Source organism: Rhizobium sp. WYCCWR 11146 (genome assembly GCF_013591995.1).
Taxonomy (GTDB): Bacteria; Pseudomonadota; Alphaproteobacteria; order Rhizobiales; family Rhizobiaceae; genus Rhizobium; species Rhizobium indicum.
The window spans coordinates 23122-44078 of the sequence record NZ_JACCEY010000004.1 but is presented as its reverse complement, the minus strand read 5'-3'; the positions used below and the strand labels follow the sequence as shown (position 1 = coordinate 44078).

At 60.9% G+C, this 20957-nt stretch carries 22 protein-coding genes and 1 tRNA gene; 14 read left to right on the top strand and 9 right to left on the bottom strand.

Going from position 1 to position 20957, the window contains the following annotated elements; genetic code table 11:
• Positions 1 to 64 precede the first annotated feature (64 nt).
• The 4 genes from HX899_RS01770 to HX899_RS01755 form a co-directional block, all read right to left on the bottom strand.
• Entirely contained in the window at positions 65 to 1072 is a 1008-nt protein-coding gene (locus tag HX899_RS01770) for a porin (RefSeq protein WP_138328411.1), read from the bottom strand.
• A 558-nt stretch (positions 1073 to 1630) separates the two neighbouring features.
• A tRNA-Ser gene (locus HX899_RS01765) sits at positions 1631 to 1721 on the bottom strand.
• A 169-nt stretch (positions 1722 to 1890) separates the two neighbouring features.
• Positions 1891 to 3108 carry an NAD(P)/FAD-dependent oxidoreductase gene (locus tag HX899_RS01760; RefSeq protein WP_138387663.1) on the bottom strand — a complete coding sequence of 406 codons (1218 nt, stop codon included), beginning with the start codon at positions 3106 to 3108 and terminating at the stop codon, positions 1891 to 1893.
• An 87-nt stretch (positions 3109 to 3195) separates the two neighbouring features.
• On the bottom strand, positions 3196 to 4311 hold the full coding sequence (locus HX899_RS01755) for a Gfo/Idh/MocA family protein (protein ID WP_138387664.1): 1116 nt from the start codon (positions 4309 to 4311) through the stop codon (positions 3196 to 3198).
• Between the two features lie 207 nt (positions 4312 to 4518).
• Between HX899_RS01755 and HX899_RS01750 the strand changes: the two genes are divergently transcribed.
• The 8 genes from HX899_RS01750 (at position 4519) to HX899_RS01715 (ending at position 13075) form a co-directional block, all read left to right on the top strand.
• Positions 4519 to 5394, top strand: a complete 876-nt coding sequence (locus HX899_RS01750) for a MurR/RpiR family transcriptional regulator (RefSeq protein WP_029871480.1) — start codon at positions 4519 to 4521, stop codon at positions 5392 to 5394.
• Between the two features lie 92 nt (positions 5395 to 5486).
• Entirely contained in the window at positions 5487 to 7421 is a 1935-nt protein-coding gene (gene iolC / locus HX899_RS01745) for a 5-dehydro-2-deoxygluconokinase (RefSeq protein WP_138387665.1), read from the top strand.
• 201 nt (positions 7422 to 7622) lie between these two features.
• Positions 7623 to 9473 (top strand): 3D-(3,5/4)-trihydroxycyclohexane-1,2-dione acylhydrolase (decyclizing), encoded by a 1851-nt coding sequence (iolD, locus tag HX899_RS01740; protein WP_138387666.1) that lies wholly within the window; start codon positions 7623 to 7625, stop codon positions 9471 to 9473.
• Positions 9474 to 9641: 168 nt separating this feature from the next.
• Complete coding sequence (gene iolE, locus HX899_RS01735) at positions 9642 to 10562, top strand: myo-inosose-2 dehydratase (protein ID WP_181291552.1); 921 nt, start codon at positions 9642 to 9644, stop codon at positions 10560 to 10562.
• Between the two features lie 247 nt (positions 10563 to 10809).
• On the top strand, positions 10810 to 11607 hold the full coding sequence (gene iolB / locus HX899_RS01730) for a 5-deoxy-glucuronate isomerase (protein WP_171599406.1): 798 nt from the start codon (positions 10810 to 10812) through the stop codon (positions 11605 to 11607).
• An 89-nt stretch (positions 11608 to 11696) separates the two neighbouring features.
• On the top strand, positions 11697 to 11924 hold the full coding sequence (locus HX899_RS01725; protein WP_171599405.1) for a DUF1127 domain-containing protein: 228 nt from the start codon (positions 11697 to 11699) through the stop codon (positions 11922 to 11924).
• A gap of 51 nt (positions 11925 to 11975) precedes the next feature.
• On the top strand, positions 11976 to 12812 hold the full coding sequence (locus HX899_RS01720) for a helix-turn-helix transcriptional regulator (RefSeq protein WP_181291551.1): 837 nt from the start codon (positions 11976 to 11978) through the stop codon (positions 12810 to 12812).
• A 101-nt stretch (positions 12813 to 12913) separates the two neighbouring features.
• Entirely contained in the window at positions 12914 to 13075 is a 162-nt protein-coding gene (locus HX899_RS01715) for a hypothetical protein (RefSeq protein WP_181291550.1), read from the top strand.
• Between the two features lie 43 nt (positions 13076 to 13118).
• Here HX899_RS01715 and HX899_RS01710 read toward each other — a convergent pair whose 3' ends face one another.
• Positions 13119 to 14486 carry an MATE family efflux transporter gene (locus tag HX899_RS01710; protein ID WP_181291549.1) on the bottom strand — a complete coding sequence of 456 codons (1368 nt, stop codon included), beginning with the start codon at positions 14484 to 14486 and terminating at the stop codon, positions 13119 to 13121.
• An 82-nt stretch (positions 14487 to 14568) separates the two neighbouring features.
• Complete coding sequence (locus tag HX899_RS01705; RefSeq protein ID WP_181291548.1) at positions 14569 to 15009, bottom strand: glyoxalase superfamily protein; 441 nt, start codon at positions 15007 to 15009, stop codon at positions 14569 to 14571.
• Between the two features lie 354 nt (positions 15010 to 15363).
• On the opposite strand from HX899_RS01705, the gene HX899_RS01700 reads away from it, so the two are divergent.
• Complete coding sequence (locus HX899_RS01700; protein WP_018241377.1) at positions 15364 to 15696, top strand: hypothetical protein; 333 nt, start codon at positions 15364 to 15366, stop codon at positions 15694 to 15696.
• Here the strand turns inward: HX899_RS01700 and HX899_RS34910 are convergent.
• Positions 15647 to 15898 (bottom strand): hypothetical protein, encoded by a 252-nt coding sequence (locus tag HX899_RS34910; protein ID WP_246697052.1) that lies wholly within the window; start codon positions 15896 to 15898, stop codon positions 15647 to 15649. The genes HX899_RS01700 and HX899_RS34910 overlap by 50 nt on opposite strands.
• A 91-nt stretch (positions 15899 to 15989) precedes the next feature.
• Between HX899_RS34910 and HX899_RS01695 the strand changes: the two genes are divergently transcribed.
• A complete protein-coding gene (locus HX899_RS01695) occupies positions 15990 to 16856 on the top strand; it encodes a LysR family transcriptional regulator (protein WP_181291547.1) in 867 nt (288 codons plus the stop codon).
• Positions 16857 to 16920: 64 nt separating this feature from the next.
• On the opposite strand, the gene HX899_RS01690 is transcribed toward HX899_RS01695, so the two are convergent.
• Positions 16921 to 17367 (bottom strand): host attachment protein, encoded by a 447-nt coding sequence (locus HX899_RS01690; protein WP_138328425.1) that lies wholly within the window; start codon positions 17365 to 17367, stop codon positions 16921 to 16923.
• A gap of 161 nt (positions 17368 to 17528) precedes the next feature.
• Here HX899_RS01690 and HX899_RS01685 point away from each other — a divergent pair, with 161 nt between their 5' ends.
• The 3 genes from HX899_RS01685 (at position 17529) to HX899_RS01675 (ending at position 19765) form a co-directional block, all read left to right on the top strand.
• Positions 17529 to 17930, top strand: coding sequence for a DUF2177 family protein (locus tag HX899_RS01685; RefSeq protein WP_180196400.1), 402 nt, complete (start codon positions 17529 to 17531; stop codon positions 17928 to 17930).
• Positions 17931 to 18150: 220 nt separating this feature from the next.
• On the top strand, positions 18151 to 18552 hold the full coding sequence (locus HX899_RS01680; protein WP_003558031.1) for a pilus protein PilZ: 402 nt from the start codon (positions 18151 to 18153) through the stop codon (positions 18550 to 18552).
• A 97-nt stretch (positions 18553 to 18649) separates the two neighbouring features.
• Positions 18650 to 19765, top strand: coding sequence for a pyridoxal phosphate-dependent aminotransferase (locus HX899_RS01675; RefSeq protein WP_180196401.1), 1116 nt, complete (start codon positions 18650 to 18652; stop codon positions 19763 to 19765).
• 135 nt (positions 19766 to 19900) lie between these two features.
• On the opposite strand, the gene HX899_RS01670 is transcribed toward HX899_RS01675, so the two are convergent.
• Positions 19901 to 20170 carry a sel1 repeat family protein gene (locus HX899_RS01670; RefSeq protein ID WP_003546876.1) on the bottom strand — a complete coding sequence of 90 codons (270 nt, stop codon included), beginning with the start codon at positions 20168 to 20170 and terminating at the stop codon, positions 19901 to 19903.
• Between the two features lie 442 nt (positions 20171 to 20612).
• Between HX899_RS01670 and HX899_RS01665 the strand changes: the two genes are divergently transcribed.
• Positions 20613 to 20951 carry a DUF2147 domain-containing protein gene (locus tag HX899_RS01665; protein WP_062944226.1) on the top strand — a complete coding sequence of 113 codons (339 nt, stop codon included), beginning with the start codon at positions 20613 to 20615 and terminating at the stop codon, positions 20949 to 20951.
• Positions 20952 to 20957 lie beyond the last annotated feature (6 nt).

Sequence of the window (20957 nt, the reverse complement as noted above, 5' to 3'; positions counted from 1 at the left end):
CGTCCAAATACAAAAAGCCCGGCTCGAGAGCCGGGCTTTCCTGATTGACCGAAGTCAGATCAGATTAGAACGCACGCTGCAGGCGGAAGTAGCCAGCCGTGGTGTCGTCATCATCTTCCGGATCGAGGTACTGAACCGAAGCCTTGGCGTAGAAGTTGTCGACGATCTGGTAATCAACCGTCAGACCAACCTTCCAGGCATCGCCGTCGCTGAAGTCGTCGCCAGCAACGTAGTAGTTGCTGTAGTACTGGACGCCAGGAGTGATCTTGAGCTTGTCGGTTGCCTTGATCGCGTATTCGGCAGCGATAGCCCATTCAGCCTTGGTGTAGTAGGAGCTCGGGCCGGTAGCGTATACGGCAGCGAGGCCGAGCGTACCAGGACCGATGTCAACCGTACCCATTGCACGGACAGCACCGTCTTCGTTGTCGACGTCGTAGCCGGCAGTGATCTGGTAGCTGAATGCACCAGCCTTGCCGCCGAGACCAACTGCAACACCAACGTTGTTGGCTTCTTCGTCCGTCTTGTAGAAGCCGTCTTCGAGTTCATCGACGCTGATGCCAGCGTAGAAGGCGTCGGTTTCGTACTGATAACGGATGGAGTTATGCAGGGTGACCGGCGAGCCAATGTCGTCGGTTTCGCCGGAGAGGCCATCGTCCCACCAGCTGTAGAACAGACCAGCGCGGAAGCCGGCGATGTCGAGGTAAGCGGAGTCGAGCTTAGCAGCCTGATCGGTGGCATTGTCAGCATTGAACTGCATGACGATGACGCCGGTCAGCGGACCATACTCGGTGTCGCTCTTTGCCGTGAACTGAACCTGACCGCGGGTGAATGCATCCCAGTCAGAATCGCCGCCGACATCTTCGCCAACGTTGACCTGGAAACGGACGTAGCCGTTGATCTTGAGGCAGGTTTCGGTGCCCGGGATGTAGAAATAGCCGGTGCCGTAAGCGTCGCAGACGCGAACATATTCAACCGGTTCCGGCTCGGCAGCAACGATAGCGTCAGCAGCCTGAGCACCGGAAACTACTGCGAGAGCAGCAGCGGAGCCGAGAAGAAGGCTCTTGATGTTCATAAATGACCTCCAATTCAAAGTTTCGATCGGGTTTGGGATCTTTCGCTGAGCAGCGTTCCCTGCCCCATCCCCGTGTTTCAAGAAGTGGACGATCAGTCGCCCTTGCTTCCGACGCTGAAAATACAAGACGGAAGCCGTCACGCAATCACCAACTTACTCGGATGGGTGATTTGAGGGAGCCTTCCCGACATTCTGTTGCTGAAAGGACACAAGTCGGGCAACCGGCCTCGATTTCCTTTATGCTTTGTTAAGAAAACCCTGATTTTGCGGAGGCTTAGGTCAGACCAGCAAAGGATTGGACATGCGCTTTGCGACACATTCGTGACACTTTTTCGACAAAATGCGGCTCTTGCGGGGGATTCATGATTGCCGGAAGCGTAACCCGACGTGCACCGATCCGCTTTCGCCCCTGCTGGTGGCTGGAGCGCGGGAGGTGATTCCCGCGGGCGATTCTCTCGCTTGAGGCAGAGAGATTTTTTCGTCGCGCGGCCTAGCCAACTAAGCGAACATGATTCCCGGCCAGAAACTAACGATCGATGCGCGCTTAAGAAATCGGGATGGCGGAGAAGATGGGATTCGAACCCACGATACGCTTTTGACGTATACTCCCTTAGCAGGGGAGCGCCTTCGACCACTCGGCCACCTCTCCGGTGCGGCCTAACTATGGTGACCGGTCTGTGAATGCAAGGGTTTTTTGAGTTTTCACCAGAAGAAATGCAGCGAGCTGCAATTCGGCCGGTTGCGCCAACAAACCGCATTTCCTGGCAAAATCCGCGGAATTTGATCGCGCTTCGTTCTCTTCGATGAAGAAGCCAAGCTCAGCTGAGCAGGCTCTTGAGGTCAGCAGAGGGGTCGGCGAGAATCGATTTGTCGGGATTGGTCCCGGATTCCAGCAGTTTTTTGCCGGTCACATAGGCTTTCGCGTCGTTGATCGCATCGACGGCGATCAGCCGGCCTTCCCTGAAGTACCAGACCGAATGGGCGCCTTCGCGGGCGCCGGGGCGCAGCAGCGTCTCGTCATAACCAAGATTGAAGCCGGCGATCTGCAGCTTGACGTCATACTGGTCGGACCAGAACCACGGCTTCGGATCATAGGGCTCGCTGCCGCCGGCGATGACGGCTGCCGCCGCTTCGGCCTGGTCGACGGCGTTCTGCACCGATTCGAGCCTGATGCGGCCGCCCTGCCAGGGAAGTGCGGCGCAATCGCCAGCCGCAAAGATTGCCGGATCGGAGGTGCGGGCGAATTCGTCGACGACAATGCCGTTGGCGACTTCGAGGTCGGCTTCCTTGGCAAGCTGATCGTTCGGGGCAACGCCGATACCGACGACGGCGAAATCGATGTCGATGACCGATCCGTCGGAAAGTGCGGCGCCGGTGACGCGGCCATCCTTGCCGATCAGATGCTTGAGCCCTGTCTTCTCGCGGATCACCACGTCATGGGCCTCGTGGATCACGCGCATGATGTCGGCGGTCTCCTTCGCCGCGACGCGCTGCAGGATGCGGTCGGCCATCTCGATGACGGTGACTTCCAGGCCGCGATGGCGGGCAACGGCCGCCGCCTCGAGACCGATATAACCGCCACCGATGATGAGGACGCGGCGACCGGGGCGCATCTCGTCAGCGAGCAGATCGGCATCGCGCTTGTCGCGGGCGACATAGACGCCTTCGAGATCGCCGCCGATTGCGGCCGGCAGCCGGCGCGGCGTCGAGCCGGTGGCGAGCGCCAGCGTGCCGTAATCAAGAACGGAGCCGTCCTGCAATAGAACCTGCTTGCTGTCCGGCTTGATCTGCTCGGCCCAGGTCGAAAGGCGAAGGTCGACGTCATTGTCCGCATACCAGTGCTCGGCACGGAACAGCAGGCGGTCGAAAGCCATTTCGCCGAGCAGGTATTTCTTTGAGAGCGGCGGGCGCTGATAGGGGGCGACGTCTTCCGCGCCGATGAGGGTGATCGGGCGCGTATCCTTCAACGCACGCAGCTTGGCCGCCAATGCGAAACCGGCCTGTCCCGCGCCGATGATCACCAGTCTATCCGTCACGATCTCACTCCTGAAGCTGCGCCCGACAACCACGCCAAGGCCTATTCCCTACCCCACGCCCCGTCAACGGAAAGCGGCCTCTTACATTCAGCCGATCTCGATCCAGCGGCGCTCGTGGAAGGACTGTGCCATGGCATGCACCGACTTCTCTATCCTGAGACCGTCTTCGAATGTCACGATCGACGACGGCTCGCCTGATATTGCCCGGATCAGCTCACGGCATTCGATGATCTTCAGATCGTTGAAGCCGAGGCCGTGGCCTGGTGCCGGGATAAACCGATCATAAGGCTGATGGGCGGGTGCCGCCAGTATCTTGCGGAAGCCCTGCTCGGAGCCACGACCCTCGCACTGATAGAGTTCGAATTCGTTCATCCGCTCCTGGTCGTAGACGATCGAGCCTGTCGAGCCATAAATCTGCAGCGCAATGCGGCCCTTGCGACCCCAGGCGGCGCGATTCGCCATCAGCACGGCGGAGATACCGCCGCCAAGCCGCATCAGCACGTTGGCGCCATCGTGGTTTTCGACGGCACGGCGACCGCCCTCGCTCAGCGGGCGGTCGGCATAGGGTTTGACCATATCCGTTATGACGGCCTCGACATGGCCGAAGAGATACCAGAGCAGTGACAGCGGATGCACGGCGAAATCGTCGAGTGCGCCGTAGCCGGCGGAAAGCTCGCTCTTCCAATAAAAGAAGACATCGGGATCGGCCATGAAATCCTCGTCCATCTCAACGCGGATGTGGTTGACCGTGCCGATGGCGCCCTCGCCAATCAGCGTCCTGATATGCCGCATGACGGGATTCTGGATGTAATTATAGCCAAGGGCGGCAACCCTGCCTGATTTCTTCGCCGTTTCCAGCATGCGCTCGGCATCGGCATAGGCCGGCGCCATCGGCTTTTCGCACCAGACATGTTTGCCGGCCGCAAGGGCTGCAATCGCCATCTCGGCGTGGAACTGATTGGGCGTGGTGACGGAGACGACGTCGACCGCGGGGTCGGCAATCAGCGCCCGCCAGTCGGCCGTCGCCTTCTCGAAACCGAATTCACCGGCACGAGCCTCGGCAAGCCCGGCATTGGCTTCGGCCAGATGCACGAGACGCGGACGCTCGACATCGCCGAACACCGTCTTCACCGCATTCCACGCCAATGCATGGCACTTGCCCATATAACCGGTGCCGATCAAACCGATGCCGAGTGGCTTCATTTCCGTCTCCTCCAGAGCTGCGCGCGGATTTTTGGAATATTTGGATCATTTTGACAAGGGACCTAGTCGCAGGCATTTCTGCATATTTCCCGAAGATACTGTTCAAAAGCCTTCAATTACAGTGGATTAAAAACAATTAGCGGTGTCGTTTGAAATCGTTTATGTTCGACAATATGGAATATTTGTTTCATCTCGTGAGCCACAAGCATGGATAACGATCCCCAGAGGCACGCGCGTGTGCCGCGCGATTTCGAAAGCCTGCGCAGCACCATCATCGAGCGCAAGGCGAGCATGCCGAAGCGGCTGGCGCAGGTCGCCGCCTTCGCGCTCGGCAATCCCGACGAGATCGCCTTCGGAACGACGGCGAGCATCGCGGCCGCCTCCGATGTCCAGCCGTCGACGCTGGTGCGCCTGGCGCATCATCTGGGTTACGGAGGCTTTTCCGACCTGCAGAGCATCTTTCGCGAAAGGTTGCGCGACAGGACGCTGAGCTATGAAGAGCGGCTGGTCACGCTGGAGCAATCCAGCGGCGACGATGAGGACGCCAATCTGCTCTCCGGCTTCATTGCCGCGGCAAGTCAATCGGTCAACCGGCTGGCGGCGACGGTACAGAGCGATACTTTCACCAAAGCTGTGAATATCCTTGCCAGCGCCGAGACGATCTATCTGATCGCCAAACGGCGCTCCTACCCTTTGACGGCGCACATGACCTACGCTTTTTCCAAGCTCAATATCCGCCACCAGATCGTCGCCTCGCCGAACGGCGTCGACCCTGAAATGGTGCAGTTCGCATCACCGAAGGATGCAGCGATCGCGGCGAGCTTCTCGCCCTATGCGGCCGACAGCCTCAGCCAGAGCCAGGAGCTTGCCGACCGCGGCGTCCCCGTCATCGCGATCACCGATTCGGCTTTCTCGCCGCTGGCCGCCTGCGCCACGCACTGGTTCGAGGTGGCGGAGGCCGATTTCGCCGGCTTCCGCTCGCTTTCTGCCTCGATGGCGCTCACCATGGCACTGCCGGTTGCAATCGCCGAACGGCGGCGCAAGGATCAGCAGTCAAAAGCTGCAAAAGGCAAAATGGAATAAACATTCCGAATTGACAAAATATCGGAACCGATGTTTCATTATTGAAAATTCGCAGGCACTGGAAGCCGCGCAAAATCTAGCGGGAGGACATCATGGTACAATCGAATCCGGGTTCACAGCCGGAGCCGGCGCTTGATGTGATCACCATCGGCCGTTCCTCGGTCGATCTTTACGGCCAGCAGATCGGTTCGCGGCTGGAGGATATCGGCTCCTTCGCCAAGTCCGTCGGTGGCTGCCCGGCCAATATCGCCATCGGCACGGCGCGGCTCGGCCTCAAATCCGGCCTCATCACTCGCGTCGGCGACGAGCAGATGGGACGCTTCATCCGCGAGCAGTCGGCGCGCGAAGGTGTCGCGACAGACGGCATCGTCACCGACAAGGAGCGGCTGACGGCGCTGGTGCTGCTGGCGGTCGAGGCCGAGGGTGTGTCGCCGATGATCTTCTATCGGTCGGACTGCGCCGACATGGCGCTCGATGAAGGCGATATCGACGAGGATTTCATCAGATCGTCGCGCGCCGTTCTCGTTTCCGGCACACATTTCTCACGGCCGAATACCGAAGCCGCGCAACGCAAGGCTATCCGCATCGCCAAGGCGAACGGCCGCAAGGTGATCTTCGATATCGATTACCGGCCGAACCTCTGGGGCCTTGCCGGCCATGCGGAAGGCTTCGAGCGCTATGTGAAATCCGACCGGGTCTCCTCGAAGATGAAGGAGACGCTGCCCGACTGCGATCTCATCGTCGGCACCGAAGAAGAAATCCTGATCGCTTCCGGCGCCGACGACGTGCTCGGCGCGCTGAAGGAGATCCGCCGCCTGTCACCGGCGACGATCGTCTTGAAGCGCGGCGCCATGGGCTGCATCGTCTATGACGGGCCGATCGCCGACGATCTCGAAGCCGGCATCATCGGCCAGGGTTTCCCGATCGAAGTCTTCAACGTGCTCGGCGCCGGCGATGCCTTCATGTCCGGCTTCCTGCGCGGTTTCCTGCGCGACGAGCCGCTGAAGACCTGCGCCACCTGGGCCAATGCCTGTGGCGCCTTCGCCGTCTCCCGCCTGCTCTGCTCGCCGGAATATCCGACCTGGGCGGAACTCGACCTCTTCCTGACGACCGGCAGCAAACACCGGGCGCTGCGCAAGGACGAGGCGCTCAACCATATCCACTGGGCATCGACCCGGCGCGGCGAAATCCCGCTTTTGATGGCGCTGGCGATCGACCACCGTTCGCAACTCGTCAGCGTCGCCGATGAGCTCGGCGTCGGCCATGAGAAGATTGTCGCCTTCAAGCGGCTGGCGGTGGCGGCAGCGGCGCGGGTTTCGAACGGCCGCGACGGCTACGGCATGCTGATCGACGAACGCTTCGGCCGCGACGCTTTCTTCGATGCGGCGACAAAGAATTTCTCCTGGATCGGCCGGCCGGTGGAATTGCCGGGCTCGAAGCCGCTGCGCTTCGAATTCAGCCAGGATATCGGCTCGCAGCTTGTGGAATGGCCGCTCGGACATTGCATCAAATGCCTGTGCTTCTATCATCCTGATGATCCGGCTGAATTGAAGACGGAGCAGCAGGAGAAGCTGCGGACGCTGTTCGAGGCCGCCCGCAAGGTCGGCCGCGAGCTGCTGGTGGAGATCATCGCCGGCAAGAACGGGCCGCTGACCGACAATACGATCGCGACAGCGCTGGAGGAGCTCTATGCGCTCGGCATCAAGCCGGACTGGTGGAAGCTGGAGCCGCAAGCATCCCGTGAAGCCTGGAAGAAGATCGATGCAGTGATCGCCAAAAATGATCCATGGTGCCGCGGTATCGTGCTCCTGGGGCTCGAGGCGCCTGCCGACGAGCTGATTTCCTGCTTCGAGGCGACGCTGGCAGCTCCCTCCGTGAAGGGTTTCGCCGTCGGCCGGACGATCTTTGCCGATCCGGCGCGCGCCTGGCTTTCAGGCGAAATGAACGACGAGGAAGCGATCGCCGACATGGCCGGCCGCTTCCGGCAACTGACAGAGGCGTGGCTGAAGACGCGCGGACATCCGTAGACTTAGAATTAAGCCCCCTCCCCAACCCCTCCCCACAAGGGGAAGGGACTTACCCGGAGCACCGCCTCACGCCATCAGCAAGCTTCTTTTTGGAGGAGACGTTGCGGCGAGAATGTAGAGAGCCCGGCAGGTTAGCCTTCCCCCTTGTGGGGAGGGGTTGGGGAGGGGAAAACGCGAAAAGAAAGATTGCGGGAGGACCCGATGGGCAAGACGATACGGTTGACGATGGCACAAGCCGTCGCGCATTTCCTGAAAGTACAGATGACGATCGTCGACGGCAAGAAAGTGCCGATCTTCGGTGGCGTCTGGGCGATCTTCGGTCACGGCAACGTCGCCGGCATCGGCGAGGCGCTCTATCAGGTGCGCGGCGAATTGACGACCTATCGCGCCCACAACGAACAGGGCATGGCGCATGCCGCGATCGCCTATGCCAAAGCGAATTTCCGCACGCGCTTCATGGCCTGCACGAGCTCGATCGGTCCGGGCGCGCTGAACATGGTGACGGCCGCCGGCGTGGCGCATGTCAATCGTATTCCCGTTCTCTTCCTGCCGGGCGACGTCTTCGCCAACCGTGCGCCGGATCCGGTGCTGCAGCAGATCGAGGATTTCGGCGACGGCACGGTTTCGGCCAATGATGCCTTCCGTTCGGTTTCGCGCTATTTCGACCGCATCACCCGGCCCGAGCAGATCATCTCGGCGCTGAAGCGCGCCATGCAGGTCCTGACCGATCCGCTCGATTGCGGCCCGGTGACACTGTCGCTCTGCCAGGACGTTCAGGCAGAAGCCTATGATTATCCGGAAAGCCTGTTCGATGAAAAAGTCTGGACGACCCGCCGGCCGCAGCCGGATGCGGACGAGCTGGCGAATGCCATCGCGCTGATCAAGGCGTCGCAGAAGCCGGTGATCGTTGCCGGCGGCGGCGTGCTTTATTCGCAGGCGACGAAGGAGCTTGCCGCCTTTGCCGAGGCCCACGGCATTCCGGTCGTCGTCAGCCAGGCGGGCAAATCGTCGATCAACGAGAACCATCCGCTGGCGCTTGGTTCGGTCGGCGTCACCGGCACCTCGGCGGCGAATGCAATCGCCGAAGAGACGGACCTCGTCATCGCCGTCGGCACGCGCTGCCAGGATTTCACCACGGGCTCCTGGGCGCTGTTCAAGAACGACAGCCTCAAGATGATCGGCCTCAATATCGCCGCCTATGACGCGGTGAAGCACGACAGTCATCCGCTGGTGGCCGATGCGCGCGAAGGGCTGAAGGCGCTTTCGGCCGGGCTTTCCGCCTGGAAGGCGCCGGCAGCGCTTGCAGAAAAGGCATCTTTAGAGAAAAAAATCTGGCTGGAGGCCGCCGCCAAGGCGATGGCAACCACCAATGCCGCCCTGCCCTCCGATGCGCAGGTGATCGGCGCGGTGGCGCGCACGATCGGCGGCGAGAATACGACGGTTCTTTGTGCTGCAGGCGGCCTTCCGGGCGAATTGCACAAGCTCTGGCCGGCGACGGCGCCGGGCAGCTATCACATGGAATACGGTTTTTCCTGCATGGGCTACGAAATCGCCGGCGGGCTCGGTGCCAAGATGGCGCGTCCCGAACGGGATGTCGTCGTCATGGTCGGCGACGGTTCCTACATGATGATGAATTCCGAGCTCGCCACCTCGGTCATGCTCGGCCTCAAGCTCAACATCGTCGTGCTCGACAATCGCGGTTACGGCTGCATCAACCGATTGCAGATGGGAACCGGCGGCGCCAACTTCAACAATCTGCTGAAGGACTCCTATCACGAGGTGATGCCGGAGATCGATTTCCGCGCGCATGCCGAAAGCATGGGCGCCATCGCCGTCAAGGTCGCCTCGATCGTGGAGCTGGAGCAGGCGCTCGCCGCCTCCAAGAAGAACGACCGCACCTCGGTCTTCGTCATCGACACCGATCCGCTGATCACCACGGAGGCCGGCGGCCACTGGTGGGATGTCGCGGTGCCTGAGGTCAGCCCGCGCGAAGAGGTCAACGAAGCGCGCAAGGGCTACGTCGAAGCACGCGCCGCCCAGCGCATCGGTTAATCTACTGCATAATTCCTTAAATCGGGATCGATTTAAGGACAAAATTATGCAGCAATTCGAAGTGCTACAGCGTCCTTGGCGCGTCTGAAAAGACGCGCGGCGCTGTAGTGCTACCATTTCTCGGAAGAGCGCCCCGGCTCTTCCGCAATGCTTTTAAGGAGAATGTTGATGAAGGCCAAACTCGGCATGTCGCCCATCGCCTGGTGGAACGACGATCTTCCTGAGCTCAGCGACGATGTGTCCCTCGAGGAATGCCTGCGGCAATCGCGCAGCGCCGGTTTCACCGGCATGGAGCAAGGCCGCCGTTTCCCTAGCAATCCGGAAGAGATGCTCCCGATCCTGCGCACCGCCGACGTGACGCTGTGCGGTGGCTGGTTCTCCGGCACGCTGGTCAATGAGGAGCTTGCCGCCAACAAGGACCGCATCGCGCCGATGATCGCGCTGTTCAAGGCGGTCAATGCACCTTGCATCGTTTATGGCGAAGTCGGTCGCTCCATCCAGGGCGACCGCTCCAAGCCGCTCGCGACCAAGCCGCGCCTCTCAGATGACGAGATGAAGGCCTATGCGCGTCGCGTCACGGAATTCGGGGAATGGTGCGCCGAGCAGGGCATGCCGCTTTCCTATCACCACCACATGGCGGCCGTGGTCGAAACCGAGCCGGAACTCGACGCCTTCATGCGCCATTCGGGCGAAGGCATCCCGCTGCTGCTCGATGCCGGCCATCTCGCCTTTGCCGGCGGCGACGTGCTGCGCGCCATCGGCAGCCACCACGCCCGTATCAACCATGTTCACGTCAAGGACATCCGCAAACCTGTGGTGGATGGGCTGGATCGCAGCCGGCAGTCCTTCCTCGATGCGGTGGCGCTTGGCGCCTTCACGGTGCCTGGCGACGGCTCGCTCGATTTCGCCGCCATCGTCCAGCGGCTGGCCGATCACGGCTATGAAGGCTGGTTCGTCGTCGAGGCCGAACAGGATCCGCGAAAGGCCCCGCCGCAGAAAATGGCCGAGATCGGTCACGCCGAGTTGATGCGCGTCATGACGGCTGCGGGCTATACCGTGGAAACGGAAGGCTTCCCCAAGGGATCGTAAAAACTGTTTGTCCGGAGATTCTTTCCACAAGGAGTTCGTCTTTCCGGACTGCTGGAGCAAGAACCCCCTCATCCGCCCTACGGGCACCTTTGCCTGGGTTAAGCCACCGGTCTCAACCCGTCCTTCGGACCCCCGGTGGGGAGAAGGGGAATGGAAGCGGCGCAGCATGTCCCTTCTCCCCTGGGGGAGAAGGTGGCGGCAGCCGGATGAGGGGGCCGCACCCGCCAACTTACGAGGAAAAACACCAATGCCAAATCTCAAGGTGAAACCATCAGGCACGCATGGCCGCGTCACGCATGTCACCCCGGAAAATGCCGGCTGGACCTATGTCGGCTTCGATCTGCATCGGATGAAGCCGGGCGAAACCGTCTCGGGAGAGACGGGCGATCGCGAAGTCTGCCTCGTCTGGGTGACCGGCAAGGGCAAAGCGTCTGCCGGCACCAAGGATTTCGGCACGCTCGGCGGCCGGATGAGCCCGTTCGAAGGCGCCCCGCATGCGCTCTACATCCCGATGGAATCGGCATGGTCGGTGACGGCGGAGACCGATCTGGAGCTCGCGGTCTGCTCGGCACCCGGCGGCGGCACCTATCAGGCAAAGGCCATCCCGCCCGGCACGCACCCGCAGGTGACGCGCGGCAAGGGCACGAATGTGCGCTATGTCAACAATATCATGCCGGAAGACGATAGCTCGGCGCATTCGCTGCTGGTCGTCGAGGTGATTACGCCAGGCGGCCACACCTCCTCCTATCCGCCGCACAAACACGACCAAGACGACCTGCCGAACGAGAGCTTCCTGGAAGAGACCTATTATCATCGCCTCAACCCGCCGCAGGGCTTCGCTTTCCAGCGCGTCTACACCGACGATCGCTCGCTCGACGAAGCGATGGCGCTCGAGGACGGCGACGTGACGCTGGTGCCGAAAGGCTATCACCCCTGCGCCGCCTGCCATGGTTACGATCTCTATTACCTCAACGTCATGGCCGGACCGCAGCGGATCTGGAAATTCCACAATGCCGCCGAGCACGAGTGGCTGCTGAAGGCGTAAGCGTCGCGTTCGATCGCTAAATAATCTGACAGCGCGAAAACGCCGCTGATGGTTCACTGCCTCCATCCAAACACGGATGGAGGATCACCATGCACAGCCCGAATTTCACGATATCGGCCCGAAATATTCGCTCTTCGCATCTTACGCGACCCGGCCTCCTCCTTGCCGCAATCACGGTGGCGCGCTGGCTGGCGCGCAAGATGAACGAACGACGCAACTGCAATGCGTTGATGGAGCTTTCCGACGAACAGCTGAAGGATATCGGCCTTTCCAGGGGGCAGACGGAAAGCGATGTTCACGTCTACAGCCGTTACTAAAGTGCTGTTATAAGGACTGTCGGTTCTGGCCTGTCTGATACGGAATATGCAATGTCGCAGTTCTCAACGGCACCGCTTCTGAAAACGAAGATGGTCACTATTCGTGACATCGTCTGCAATGGCGAGTGCCGTCATAAGAGCGACGAGGAATGCGCCCACAGGACGAGCCTCGTCTATCCCTATCGCGGCGTCTTCATGCGGCATGTCGGCCGCAATGATACGGTGGCCGAAGCCAATCAGGTCTTGTTCTTCAATGCCGGCCAGGCATATCGAATCAGCCACCCTATCGAGGGTGGCGACGCCTGCATCGATCTGGCGATCGACGAATCCATGCTCGAAGAGCTTACGCCGAAGGAGCAGGCGCAGCCCGGCCCGCCCTTTTCCTTCCGCCGCCAGCGCCGGCGGATCGATCCGCGCGCGCAGGCGCTGGTTGCGCTCCTGCGTCATGGTCTCAGCCGCAACGTCGCCGAAACACTGGAAGCGGAAATATTGGCGCTGACGCTGGTGCGCCGCTCGCTCGGCGAGCGCACATCGCATGCGGCGGGCGCCAGCGCCGGCCGGCAGAAACTCGTCGACCGGGCAAAGCTGGTGCTTTCCTCCGATCTCGCGCGGCGCTGGACACTTTCGGAAATCGCCACCGAAGTGGGCGTCTCGCCCGTTTATCTCACCCAGGTCTTCCAACAGGTCGAGGCGACGCCACTTTACCGCTACCAGCTGCGGCTGCGGCTTGCCCGCGCGCTCGACCTGCTCGGCCAATATGAGGATCTGACGGCGCTCGGTCTCGATCTCGGCTTTTCCAGCCACAGCCATTTCAGCGCTTCCTTCAAGCAGTCTTTCGGGCAGACTCCGGCCGAATTCCAGCGCGCGGCGCAGCTGCGACACAGGTAAAAGCTCCCATCAATCGCTAAAGATTTCGACAGCGACGATGCGGTCTTCGATGATCTTATGAGCTTGTCCCGATCGCGGGACGATCAACGGAGGATCCTCAGATGAAGAAGACCACATGCGCCGCCTGCGACTGCAAACTCGGTGCAGAGACCATCACCGTCAAGCTCGGCGGAAAGGCTGTCGAAGTCTGCTGCCAGGAATGCGCCGAGGCCTTGAATGAGGCCGAAGCTGCGACATCGGCCGCTTCGGCAGGCAAAGAATAAACAACATGAGACAAGCCGCGCCGGGGTGCGCGGCTTTTGCGTTTCAGGCGGGCAGAAGCCCGTAGCGCCAGCCGCGGCGTTTGGCGTTCTGCGACAGGACCAGGAAAGCAAGGATGAGCATGCCTGCCTCGGCAAAGACCGGCACCATCCAGATCCCCTGCTCGCCGAAGACGAAGGGCAGCAGGAAGGTGAGCGGCAGGGTGAGCAGATAGGGCCGCGACAGGCCGAAGATCGCCGCGCGCGGCGCATCCCCGATCGACTGGAAATAGGACGACAGGATCAGCATCTGCCCGAAGAGAAAATAGGCGCCGATCGTCCAGGGCAGAATTCGCCTGACCTCGGCGATAATCGCGGGATCGGCGACGAAGACGGCGCCGAGGCGGCCGGCCAGCAGTTCGACGATGATCTCCACCAGGGTGCAATAGACGAGTGCGGCGAGCATCGCGATCTGCAGGCTGCGGCCGACGCGGAGCCCGAGGCCGGCGCCGTGATTGTTGCCGGCGACCGTCTGCAGGGCGATGCTGAGACCAAGCAGCGGCAGATAGGTGAAGGTCATGATCCGGGTGATGATGCCGTAGGCAGCCACCGTCACAACATAGTCTGTCACGCTCCAGAGCGAGACGTTGATCAAAATGGCGGCCGAGGCCAGCGATATGCCGATGAAACCGAGGCTCATCGGCGCGCCGAAGGCGACGATGCCGCGCCATTCAGCAAGAACCAACCCCGGGGACGGCCTGAGTGCCGCCGGCCGGCGCCAGCGATAGGCGAGCACGGCTGCGAGACAGACGAATTGAGATGCGATGGAGCCGGCTGCCGAACCGAGCACGCCCCAATGCATCACCGCCATGAATAGCCAGTTGGCGAAGATGTTGAGCAGAGAGGCCGACAGCGTCACCAAGGTCATGAAACCGATCTTGCCTTCGCAGCGCAGCCCGTCGAGATGCAGCGACAGGAAGAAGCTGATCGGCGCACAGGCGATCATCGCGCCCATGAACAGCATGGCGCCATCGGCCACGGCAGCATTGCCGGCAGCACCGGCATCGATGATCTGCCGGCCGACGGTCCAGTAGACCAGATTGAGGATGAGGGTGACGGCGAACGCCAGCGCATGCGCGCCGGCAAACACCCGACGCGCGCCTTGACGATTGCCGGCGCCGAGCCGGCGGGCGAGGATACTCGCCATACCGTTCGAGACCAGCGATTGCAGGGCGACCAGCAGCATCAACCCGGGGAAAATCAGGCTGACGGCAGAGAGCGCATCCGGGCCGACATAGGCGCCGAGGAAATAGGCGTCGACGACGGTGAACAGGCCGTTGACGGTGGTGATCGCGACGATCGGTGCCGCCGTTTTGATGAAGACGCCCGGCAGCCAGCCGGTGAGAAAGGCATTGCCTTCGGAAAGATCGGTCATGGAGAAATCCGTGCGATAGGAGGCAGGGCCGGATCCGGCTAAATCATCCGGATCCGGACGGCCTCAAAAGGACAAAAACAATCTAGAGATCGAGCACCAGATGCGGCACGCCGTTCGAGGTCTTCCTCGGCGAGATGCCGTCGGCATCGATCTGCGCGTTCACACGCCGGCGAAAGGCTGAAAAACTCTCGAAGGTGACGACATCCACCGGCTCGTCGAAATGGATGGTGATCCTGTGAAGGTCACCGCCCGGCAGGGCCGAAAGCGCCAAGACTTCGCCGGTGAACGGCTGATTGAGATAACGGCCGCGAATATGCGCGCCGACGAAGAGCGGTGTCTTCGGGCTAGCATTGGGCTTTGCCGCAAGGGCTGCGAGCGTATTCCAATCGCGCGCGCCGTGCTGGCGGGCAATCATTTCCAGGGCCGCACTGTGGGTCAGCGGGGTGCCGCGATCGTTCATCGCTTGGCGCAGGCGCTTGGCCTGGGCCTTCAATTCTTCAATAGCAGGATAGGTGGTCGTCATGGCGTGAGCCTTCGCAAGGCATGCTCTTCGACTGCGTATGGGAGCTCGCATTGCCGTCAGTCAGCATGCACAAAGGGCCGTGACCATGATCGCGAGGACTTCACCATGGATTTTCATCCGCGAGCGGCCGGTGCCTCGAACCGGCCCTTGTATGCGCGAACGCCGCCGACATGTCAAGAATGGCGCATCTGCCTCAGGAATGCGCAGCTTTGGGGCAAATCTGCACGAAATCGGTGCGATTTTCCCGCAGCGGTCACATAAGGATTCAATCTTAACGGTGTTCTTCAGCAAATATCAGCATTCTTGAAGTAATATCCTGTCGTATAACAAGCGGAGGCTAAAAGGGCCTTTCAGATGCACCTCGACACAGAACACCCCAAGCCGGAACGTGCTTACAGGGAATTCAATCTCGACAGGCCCGGCAACATCATCTTCGTCGGCCATCACCTCAGCACCGGAACGCAGGTGCGCTGCCTGATCCGCACCATCACGCTTGCCGGCGCATTGCTCGAAGTCAGCCCGAACCTGGAAATACCGAGCCATTTCTTTCTCGAAATCCTCGGCATCCATGACGAGATCGGTGCGACCGTGGTGAAGCGCGAAGGCGAATTGGTGACGATCAGCTTCAACATGCTGATCAATCCGGAATTCCTGCACCACGTGTTGCGATTGAACTTCGAAACCTGAGGCTTTTTCCGATCCGTGTAGCATCGCGGCGCGCCGCCTTTGTTTCGCCGCTCCGTCTTGCGGCAAGGCGCGCGATGATCGGAACGGCCCAGAGAAATCCGCGCCATTCCGGACGATCGAGAGGATCGGCCAAGGGATCACGGCGGATCCGGTGATTGCCGATTTCGATTTCCCTAAAGAGAACAACCCAGTTGAGATCCATTGCTTCATCCTCCATCTATTTCCTGGAGCACTTGAGCTAAGCCTTCGCGCCCCTCCGATGTAGAGGCGCTGAGGAAAGGGGGTTTTCATCCATGAAAGATGCAAGCTGGGACGACCTGCAGCTTTTTTTCCATGTCGCGACCGGCGGCGGGCTTTCGGCGGCGGCGGCGCGCACCGGGCTCAGCGCGCCGACAATCGGCCGGCGCATGCTGGCGCTCGAACGGGTGACCGGCCGCTCGCTGTTCAGCCGCGGCCCCACCGGTTATCTGCTCGCCAAGGACGGGCAGGAGCTGCTCGATCGCGTCCGGCTGATGCAGGATGCTGCGCGTGCGATCTCCGACTGGCGCGGCGAGGTGCTGACACTGCCGATCGTCTCGACGGCCGCCGACAGCTGGACCTCCCGCTTCGTCGCCGACCATCTGGCCAGCGTCTGGACGCCGAAGGACAGCTTCCGCATGTGCTACAAGACCTGCGACGCCACCGTCGATTTCACCTATCGCGAGGCGCATATCGCCATTCGCCACAGCCGACCGGACAGCGGCAACGTCGCGATCCGCCGTTCAGTCAAGGTGGCGCATGCGGCCTATCAGGCAGCCGGCTATGACGAGAAAAACTGCAACTGGATCTCGCTCGGCACCGACACCGCCATCACGCCGGCCGACAAATGGACATTCGAACAGCCGGATTCCTGGATCACCAGCTGGACGAACACGCCGCATATGCTGTTTTACCTCATCCGCGGCGGTGCCGGCCGCGGCGTGCTCCCCTGTTTCATCGGCGATCAGGAGCGTAGGCTCGTCCGCGCCGGGCCTGTCATCGACGAACTGACCTACGAAATGTGGATCGTTGCGCATGACGACGAGCGGCAGCGGCCGGAAGTCAGGATCGTCATCGACCGCCTGGCGGCGCTCTTTGCCGATCATGAAGAACTGTTTGCCGGGCAGAAACCGTCCGCTTGACGCGGCGGAATGAGAAAACGCGGGCCATTCGACCCGCGTTCATTATAGGTAGGCTCTTGCCGGCTCAGGCGGCGAGATGCCGCTCGATCTCGTCGACCGGCATATTGGTATAGTCTTTCGCCACTTCCGCGGTGATCACCGCCTGCGTATCGGCGCGGAGTGCCGGCCGCAGCGCGCCAAGCGCCTTCGGCGGTGCGACGAGGACAATGCGACGGGCCTTCTTTTCCTGCACCAACTCGTCGAGCTTTTCCGCCACCTGTTTCAGAAATTCGGTTTCGGCCTGATCCTGCCAACTGGTCTCCTCGACAGCGCTGCCGCTCAGTCCGTCTGCAGCATGGGTTCGGCCAGGCTTATCGGCGCCAATCTCGCGATCCGGCGCGCTCGGCTGTGTCAGGGTTTCCAGCACCTTCAGGTTCACCAGTTGGGCATCGCCGGCATTCTGCATGATCAGAGCCTTGGCTCCATCGCAGACCACGACCCATGATTCCCAAGGGATTTTTACATCAGTCATCTTCAACTCCTCGCTGTCGTCATTCGAAGCGCGCCGTGCTTCATCGATCAAGGCAGAACGCCTGGCCATTGAAAGAGTTCGGGAAAATTGCACCGAAATCGAACGGGCGGCGATCCGGCCGGCCCTGGCTGCGTAGAAAGGCCAAGTTCGGGAGATTGACGATGAAGACATCACTGCTCGCCTATGCCGGTACCTTTCTCACCCTTCTCATCTGCGACGGGATATGGCTCGGCCTCATCGCCCGCAACTTCTATCGCGATCAACTGGGAGCGCTGATGCTGCCCTCGCCTAATCTGGCGGTCGGCGCACTGTTCTACCTGTTCTTCGCCGCCGCGGTGGTTGTGCTTGCCGTGCTGCCGGCGCTGTCGGCGGGCTCGATCGCCACCGCGTTTCTCCACGGTGCCATTCTGGGACTGGCCGCCTATGGCACTTATGACATCACCAATCTCGCTACGCTTCGCAACTGGCCGCTCGCCATGAGCTTGGTCGACATGGTCTGGGGCACGGCTCTGACGGCGCTGACTGCCACCGGCGGATATCTCGCCGTCAGATTTTTTGGCTGAAACGGGAGCTTGGAGATGAAAGCCCGCGTCCCGATAATGAACATCGGGCGTCCCGCTTGGGCACAAAGTTTAAACTCGTTAAAATTGTCATTTTATATTTGACGAATGTGCAAAACATTCATGTGACCTTGGTTCGAGCAAGACCCCAGCTTGAATGAGATCAAGACCAGCTTGCTCGCGATCAAGACCCCAAATGTGCCCTGTCTGACGGAGAATGTGAATGACTATGCTCCGCGCCACACACCTTGCCACGGTCAAGTCCGCTGTCTACGACCTGCGCTGGGAAGAATTCAGCGTCAAACGGCCAGCCCGCATCGTCGCCGTCCGGCCGTGCCTCACAGGCGTCTCCATGCGAAGCGCCGAGATCATCGATATCTCCCAGGGCGGTGCCACCTTCATCGTCTCGACCACGGCCGGCCTGCCAAAGCATTATTATCTCAACATTCTTGGCCTCGCCTACCGGATCGGCTGCGCGGAGGTCTATCGCCATAAGGAACGCATCGGGGTGCGGTTCATCAACATCATGGACCCCGAGGTTCTGCGCCGCGTCGTCCGTACCGATTTCCTTGTCGGCAACATGGAAGCAATCGCTGCCCGACGCGCGCCGATCTTCCGCGCCTGAACAGGCCGAGTCGTTGCGGAAATAATCTTGCTTGCGTTGGCCGTGCCCGGGCCTATTGTTTCGCCAATAGTCATTATGTCCGGGAAACTGCCGTCGCATGTCCGCCTTTTCGCGCTTTACACCTCTTGCCAGCGCCCTGCCCTCCACAGTCCCCTTCGTCGGCCCCGAGGCGATCGAGCGCCAGCGCGGACTTGTCGTTTCGGCGCGCATCGGCGCCAATGAGAACGGCTTCGGCCCAGCAGCTTCCGTCTTTGCGGCGATGCGCGAGGAGGCCGGCAATATCTGGAAATACAATGACCCGGAGAATTTCGCGCTCAGGGAAGCGCTTGCCGCCCATCTCGGCATCTCGGCCGCCAATATCGCCATCGGCAGCGGCATCGACGAATTGCTCGGCCAGATCGTCCGGCTGGTGATCGAGCCGGGCGCGCCCGTCGTTACCTCGCTCGGCGCCTATCCGACCTTCAATTTCCATGTCGCCGGCTTCGGCGGTCGGCTGGTGACCGTTCCCTACGCAAACGACCGCGAGGATCTCGACGGGCTGCTCGATGCGGTGAAACGCGAGAATGCGCCGCTCGTCTATTTCGCCAATCCCGACAATCCGATGGGAAGCTGGTGGGATGCCGACAGCATCGTCGCTTTCGCCCGTGCGCTGCCCGAGACGACGCTGATGGTGCTCGACGAGGCCTATAGCGAGACGGGGCCGGCAGGTTCGCTGCCGTCGATCTCCTCGCTCATCGAGCTGCCGAACGTCGTTCGCACCCGCACGTTCTCCAAGGCTTACGGACTTGCCGGCTCACGCACCGGCTACGCGATCTCGACGGCAGGCACGGCGCAGGCCTTCGACAAGATCCGCAATCATTTCGGCATGAACCGGCTGGCAACGGCTGCAGCGCTCGCCGCCCTCAAGGACCAGGCCTATCTCGTCGAGGTGGTCGGGAAAATCCATGCGGCGCGGGAGCGGATCGGCGGCATCGCCCGGGCGAACGGCCTCGTCCCCCTGCCCTCGGCAACAAATTTCGTGGCGATCGACACAGGGCGCGACGGCGCTTATGCGCGGTCGATCGTCGACGGCCTGATAGAGCACGGCGTCTTCATCCGCATGCCTGGTGTGGCGCCCCTCAACCGCTGCATCCGCATCAGCGTCGGGCCGGAGGCGGATATGGCGCTGCTCGAACAGGCTCTGCCGCAGGTTCTGAAACAGATCGGCCGATAAAGCGAAGAACCGCGGCCGGTGGAGGATCCGGTCGCGGTTCCGTTCTCCCGGCGTCGGCCCCGTCCAAAGCGCCCCGCCAGCCCCCTCTTTTTGAGGTTGTTATTGCTGCTCTTGTCGAATTGATCGGAGACGGTTCTAGTGAACCGTCATCCACTCGCGGGCGGCGCGCAGCGCTGCTGCGAGCTGCATCTTGTCCATGGCGGCGGCCACGTCGGCACGAAGCTCGGCGGCGCGGTCGTTGCCCTTGATTGCGGCGATGTTCAGCCATTTGTGGGCTGCAACGAGATCGACTTCGCAGCCGCGGCCGGTCGCATACATCAGACCCATTTCGCAGAAGACATCGGCGCTGTTGTTGTCGCCACCCATGGTGGCCGTTTCAGCATTGTGCATTTCAAAGCGTGCCATCGGTTTTATCCCTGTTAGCCTGTTTATGACTGACCCTGTTTTACCTTCAGGCCTTGCCGTCTATCGCGGCTTGCGGCCCTTCCGGTCCGGCGGGTTTGCCCCGCTCGTTTGATGGGTTCACTATGCCAAACGGCTTTCAAAAAACGCCTAAAATGCATGATTAATTTGAGACAAACAAAGTGCAAACACTTGGTAAAATTGGATTTTCGTTAAACATCGGACTCCCTGCGAATTAAGGATTTTCGAGCGGATTTTACGAAAGATTCAGATTTGAAAATAAACGGATCGTTCATCATGAAATCAGCAGGCGATATCTTTGAAAGCTCGCCGCACGGCTTTTCTCGTGATTTTCAGCCGGTCAACATGATAGCGATCGACCCTGTTTACCTTTACGTTCGCGTCAGTTATTTTCGCGGCGATCAAGGATATCATGGAGGAAAAGATGATCCGCAGCTTCGTTCTCGCCGGCTTCATAACAGTCATCGCGGGTATCGCGCATGCCGAGGAGCCGATCGTCGGCAACTGGAAGACGGCCGCCGGCGATACGGCGGTGATCGCATCCTGCGGCGGCAGTTACTGCGTGACGCTGAAGACCGGTAAATATGCCGGCCGGAAGATCGGCACGCTTGCGGGAACCGGCGGCAGCTATGCCGGCGAGATCACCGACCCGGCCGCCGAGAAGACCTATAGCGGCTCGGGCAAGATTTCCGGCAATTCGCTGAGGATGCAGGGCTGCGTGATGAAGATCCTCTGCAAGTCACAGACCTGGACGCGGCTCTGAGAGAAC

What these genes read in the sequence shown, in the direction of transcription:
- HX899_RS01705 (WP_181291548.1), bottom strand. Translation starts at nt 15,009, where the DNA reads ATGACGACCACCTATCCTGCTATTGAAGAATTGAAGGCCCAGGCCAAG.
- iolD (WP_138387666.1), top strand. Translation starts at nt 7,623, where the DNA reads ATGGGCAAGACGATACGGTTGACGATGGCACAAGCCGTCGCGCATTTC.
- iolC (WP_138387665.1), top strand. Translation starts at nt 5,487, where the DNA reads ATGGTACAATCGAATCCGGGTTCACAGCCGGAGCCGGCGCTTGATGTG.
- HX899_RS01680 (WP_003558031.1), top strand. Translation starts at nt 18,151, where the DNA reads ATGACTATGCTCCGCGCCACACACCTTGCCACGGTCAAGTCCGCTGTC.
- HX899_RS01750 (WP_029871480.1), top strand. Translation starts at nt 4,519, where the DNA reads ATGGATAACGATCCCCAGAGGCACGCGCGTGTGCCGCGCGATTTCGAA.
- HX899_RS01770 (WP_138328411.1), bottom strand. Translation starts at nt 1,072, where the DNA reads ATGAACATCAAGAGCCTTCTTCTCGGCTCCGCTGCTGCTCTCGCAGTA.
- HX899_RS01725 (WP_171599405.1), top strand. Translation starts at nt 11,697, where the DNA reads ATGCACAGCCCGAATTTCACGATATCGGCCCGAAATATTCGCTCTTCG.
- HX899_RS01675 (WP_180196401.1), top strand. Translation starts at nt 18,650, where the DNA reads ATGTCCGCCTTTTCGCGCTTTACACCTCTTGCCAGCGCCCTGCCCTCC.
- HX899_RS01670 (WP_003546876.1), bottom strand. Translation starts at nt 20,170, where the DNA reads ATGGCACGCTTTGAAATGCACAATGCTGAAACGGCCACCATGGGTGGC.
- HX899_RS01665 (WP_062944226.1), top strand. Translation starts at nt 20,613, where the DNA reads ATGATCCGCAGCTTCGTTCTCGCCGGCTTCATAACAGTCATCGCGGGT.
- HX899_RS01715 (WP_181291550.1), top strand. Translation starts at nt 12,914, where the DNA reads ATGAAGAAGACCACATGCGCCGCCTGCGACTGCAAACTCGGTGCAGAG.
- HX899_RS01710 (WP_181291549.1), bottom strand. Translation starts at nt 14,486, where the DNA reads ATGACCGATCTTTCCGAAGGCAATGCCTTTCTCACCGGCTGGCTGCCG.
- iolE (WP_181291552.1), top strand. Translation starts at nt 9,642, where the DNA reads ATGAAGGCCAAACTCGGCATGTCGCCCATCGCCTGGTGGAACGACGAT.
- HX899_RS01755 (WP_138387664.1), bottom strand. Translation starts at nt 4,311, where the DNA reads ATGAAGCCACTCGGCATCGGTTTGATCGGCACCGGTTATATGGGCAAG.
- HX899_RS01690 (WP_138328425.1), bottom strand. Translation starts at nt 17,367, where the DNA reads ATGACTGATGTAAAAATCCCTTGGGAATCATGGGTCGTGGTCTGCGAT.
- HX899_RS34910 (WP_246697052.1), bottom strand. Translation starts at nt 15,898, where the DNA reads ATGGATCTCAACTGGGTTGTTCTCTTTAGGGAAATCGAAATCGGCAAT.
- HX899_RS01695 (WP_181291547.1), top strand. Translation starts at nt 15,990, where the DNA reads ATGAAAGATGCAAGCTGGGACGACCTGCAGCTTTTTTTCCATGTCGCG.
- HX899_RS01700 (WP_018241377.1), top strand. Translation starts at nt 15,364, where the DNA reads ATGCACCTCGACACAGAACACCCCAAGCCGGAACGTGCTTACAGGGAA.
- iolB (WP_171599406.1), top strand. Translation starts at nt 10,810, where the DNA reads ATGCCAAATCTCAAGGTGAAACCATCAGGCACGCATGGCCGCGTCACG.
- HX899_RS01720 (WP_181291551.1), top strand. Translation starts at nt 11,976, where the DNA reads ATGTCGCAGTTCTCAACGGCACCGCTTCTGAAAACGAAGATGGTCACT.
- HX899_RS01685 (WP_180196400.1), top strand. Translation starts at nt 17,529, where the DNA reads ATGAAGACATCACTGCTCGCCTATGCCGGTACCTTTCTCACCCTTCTC.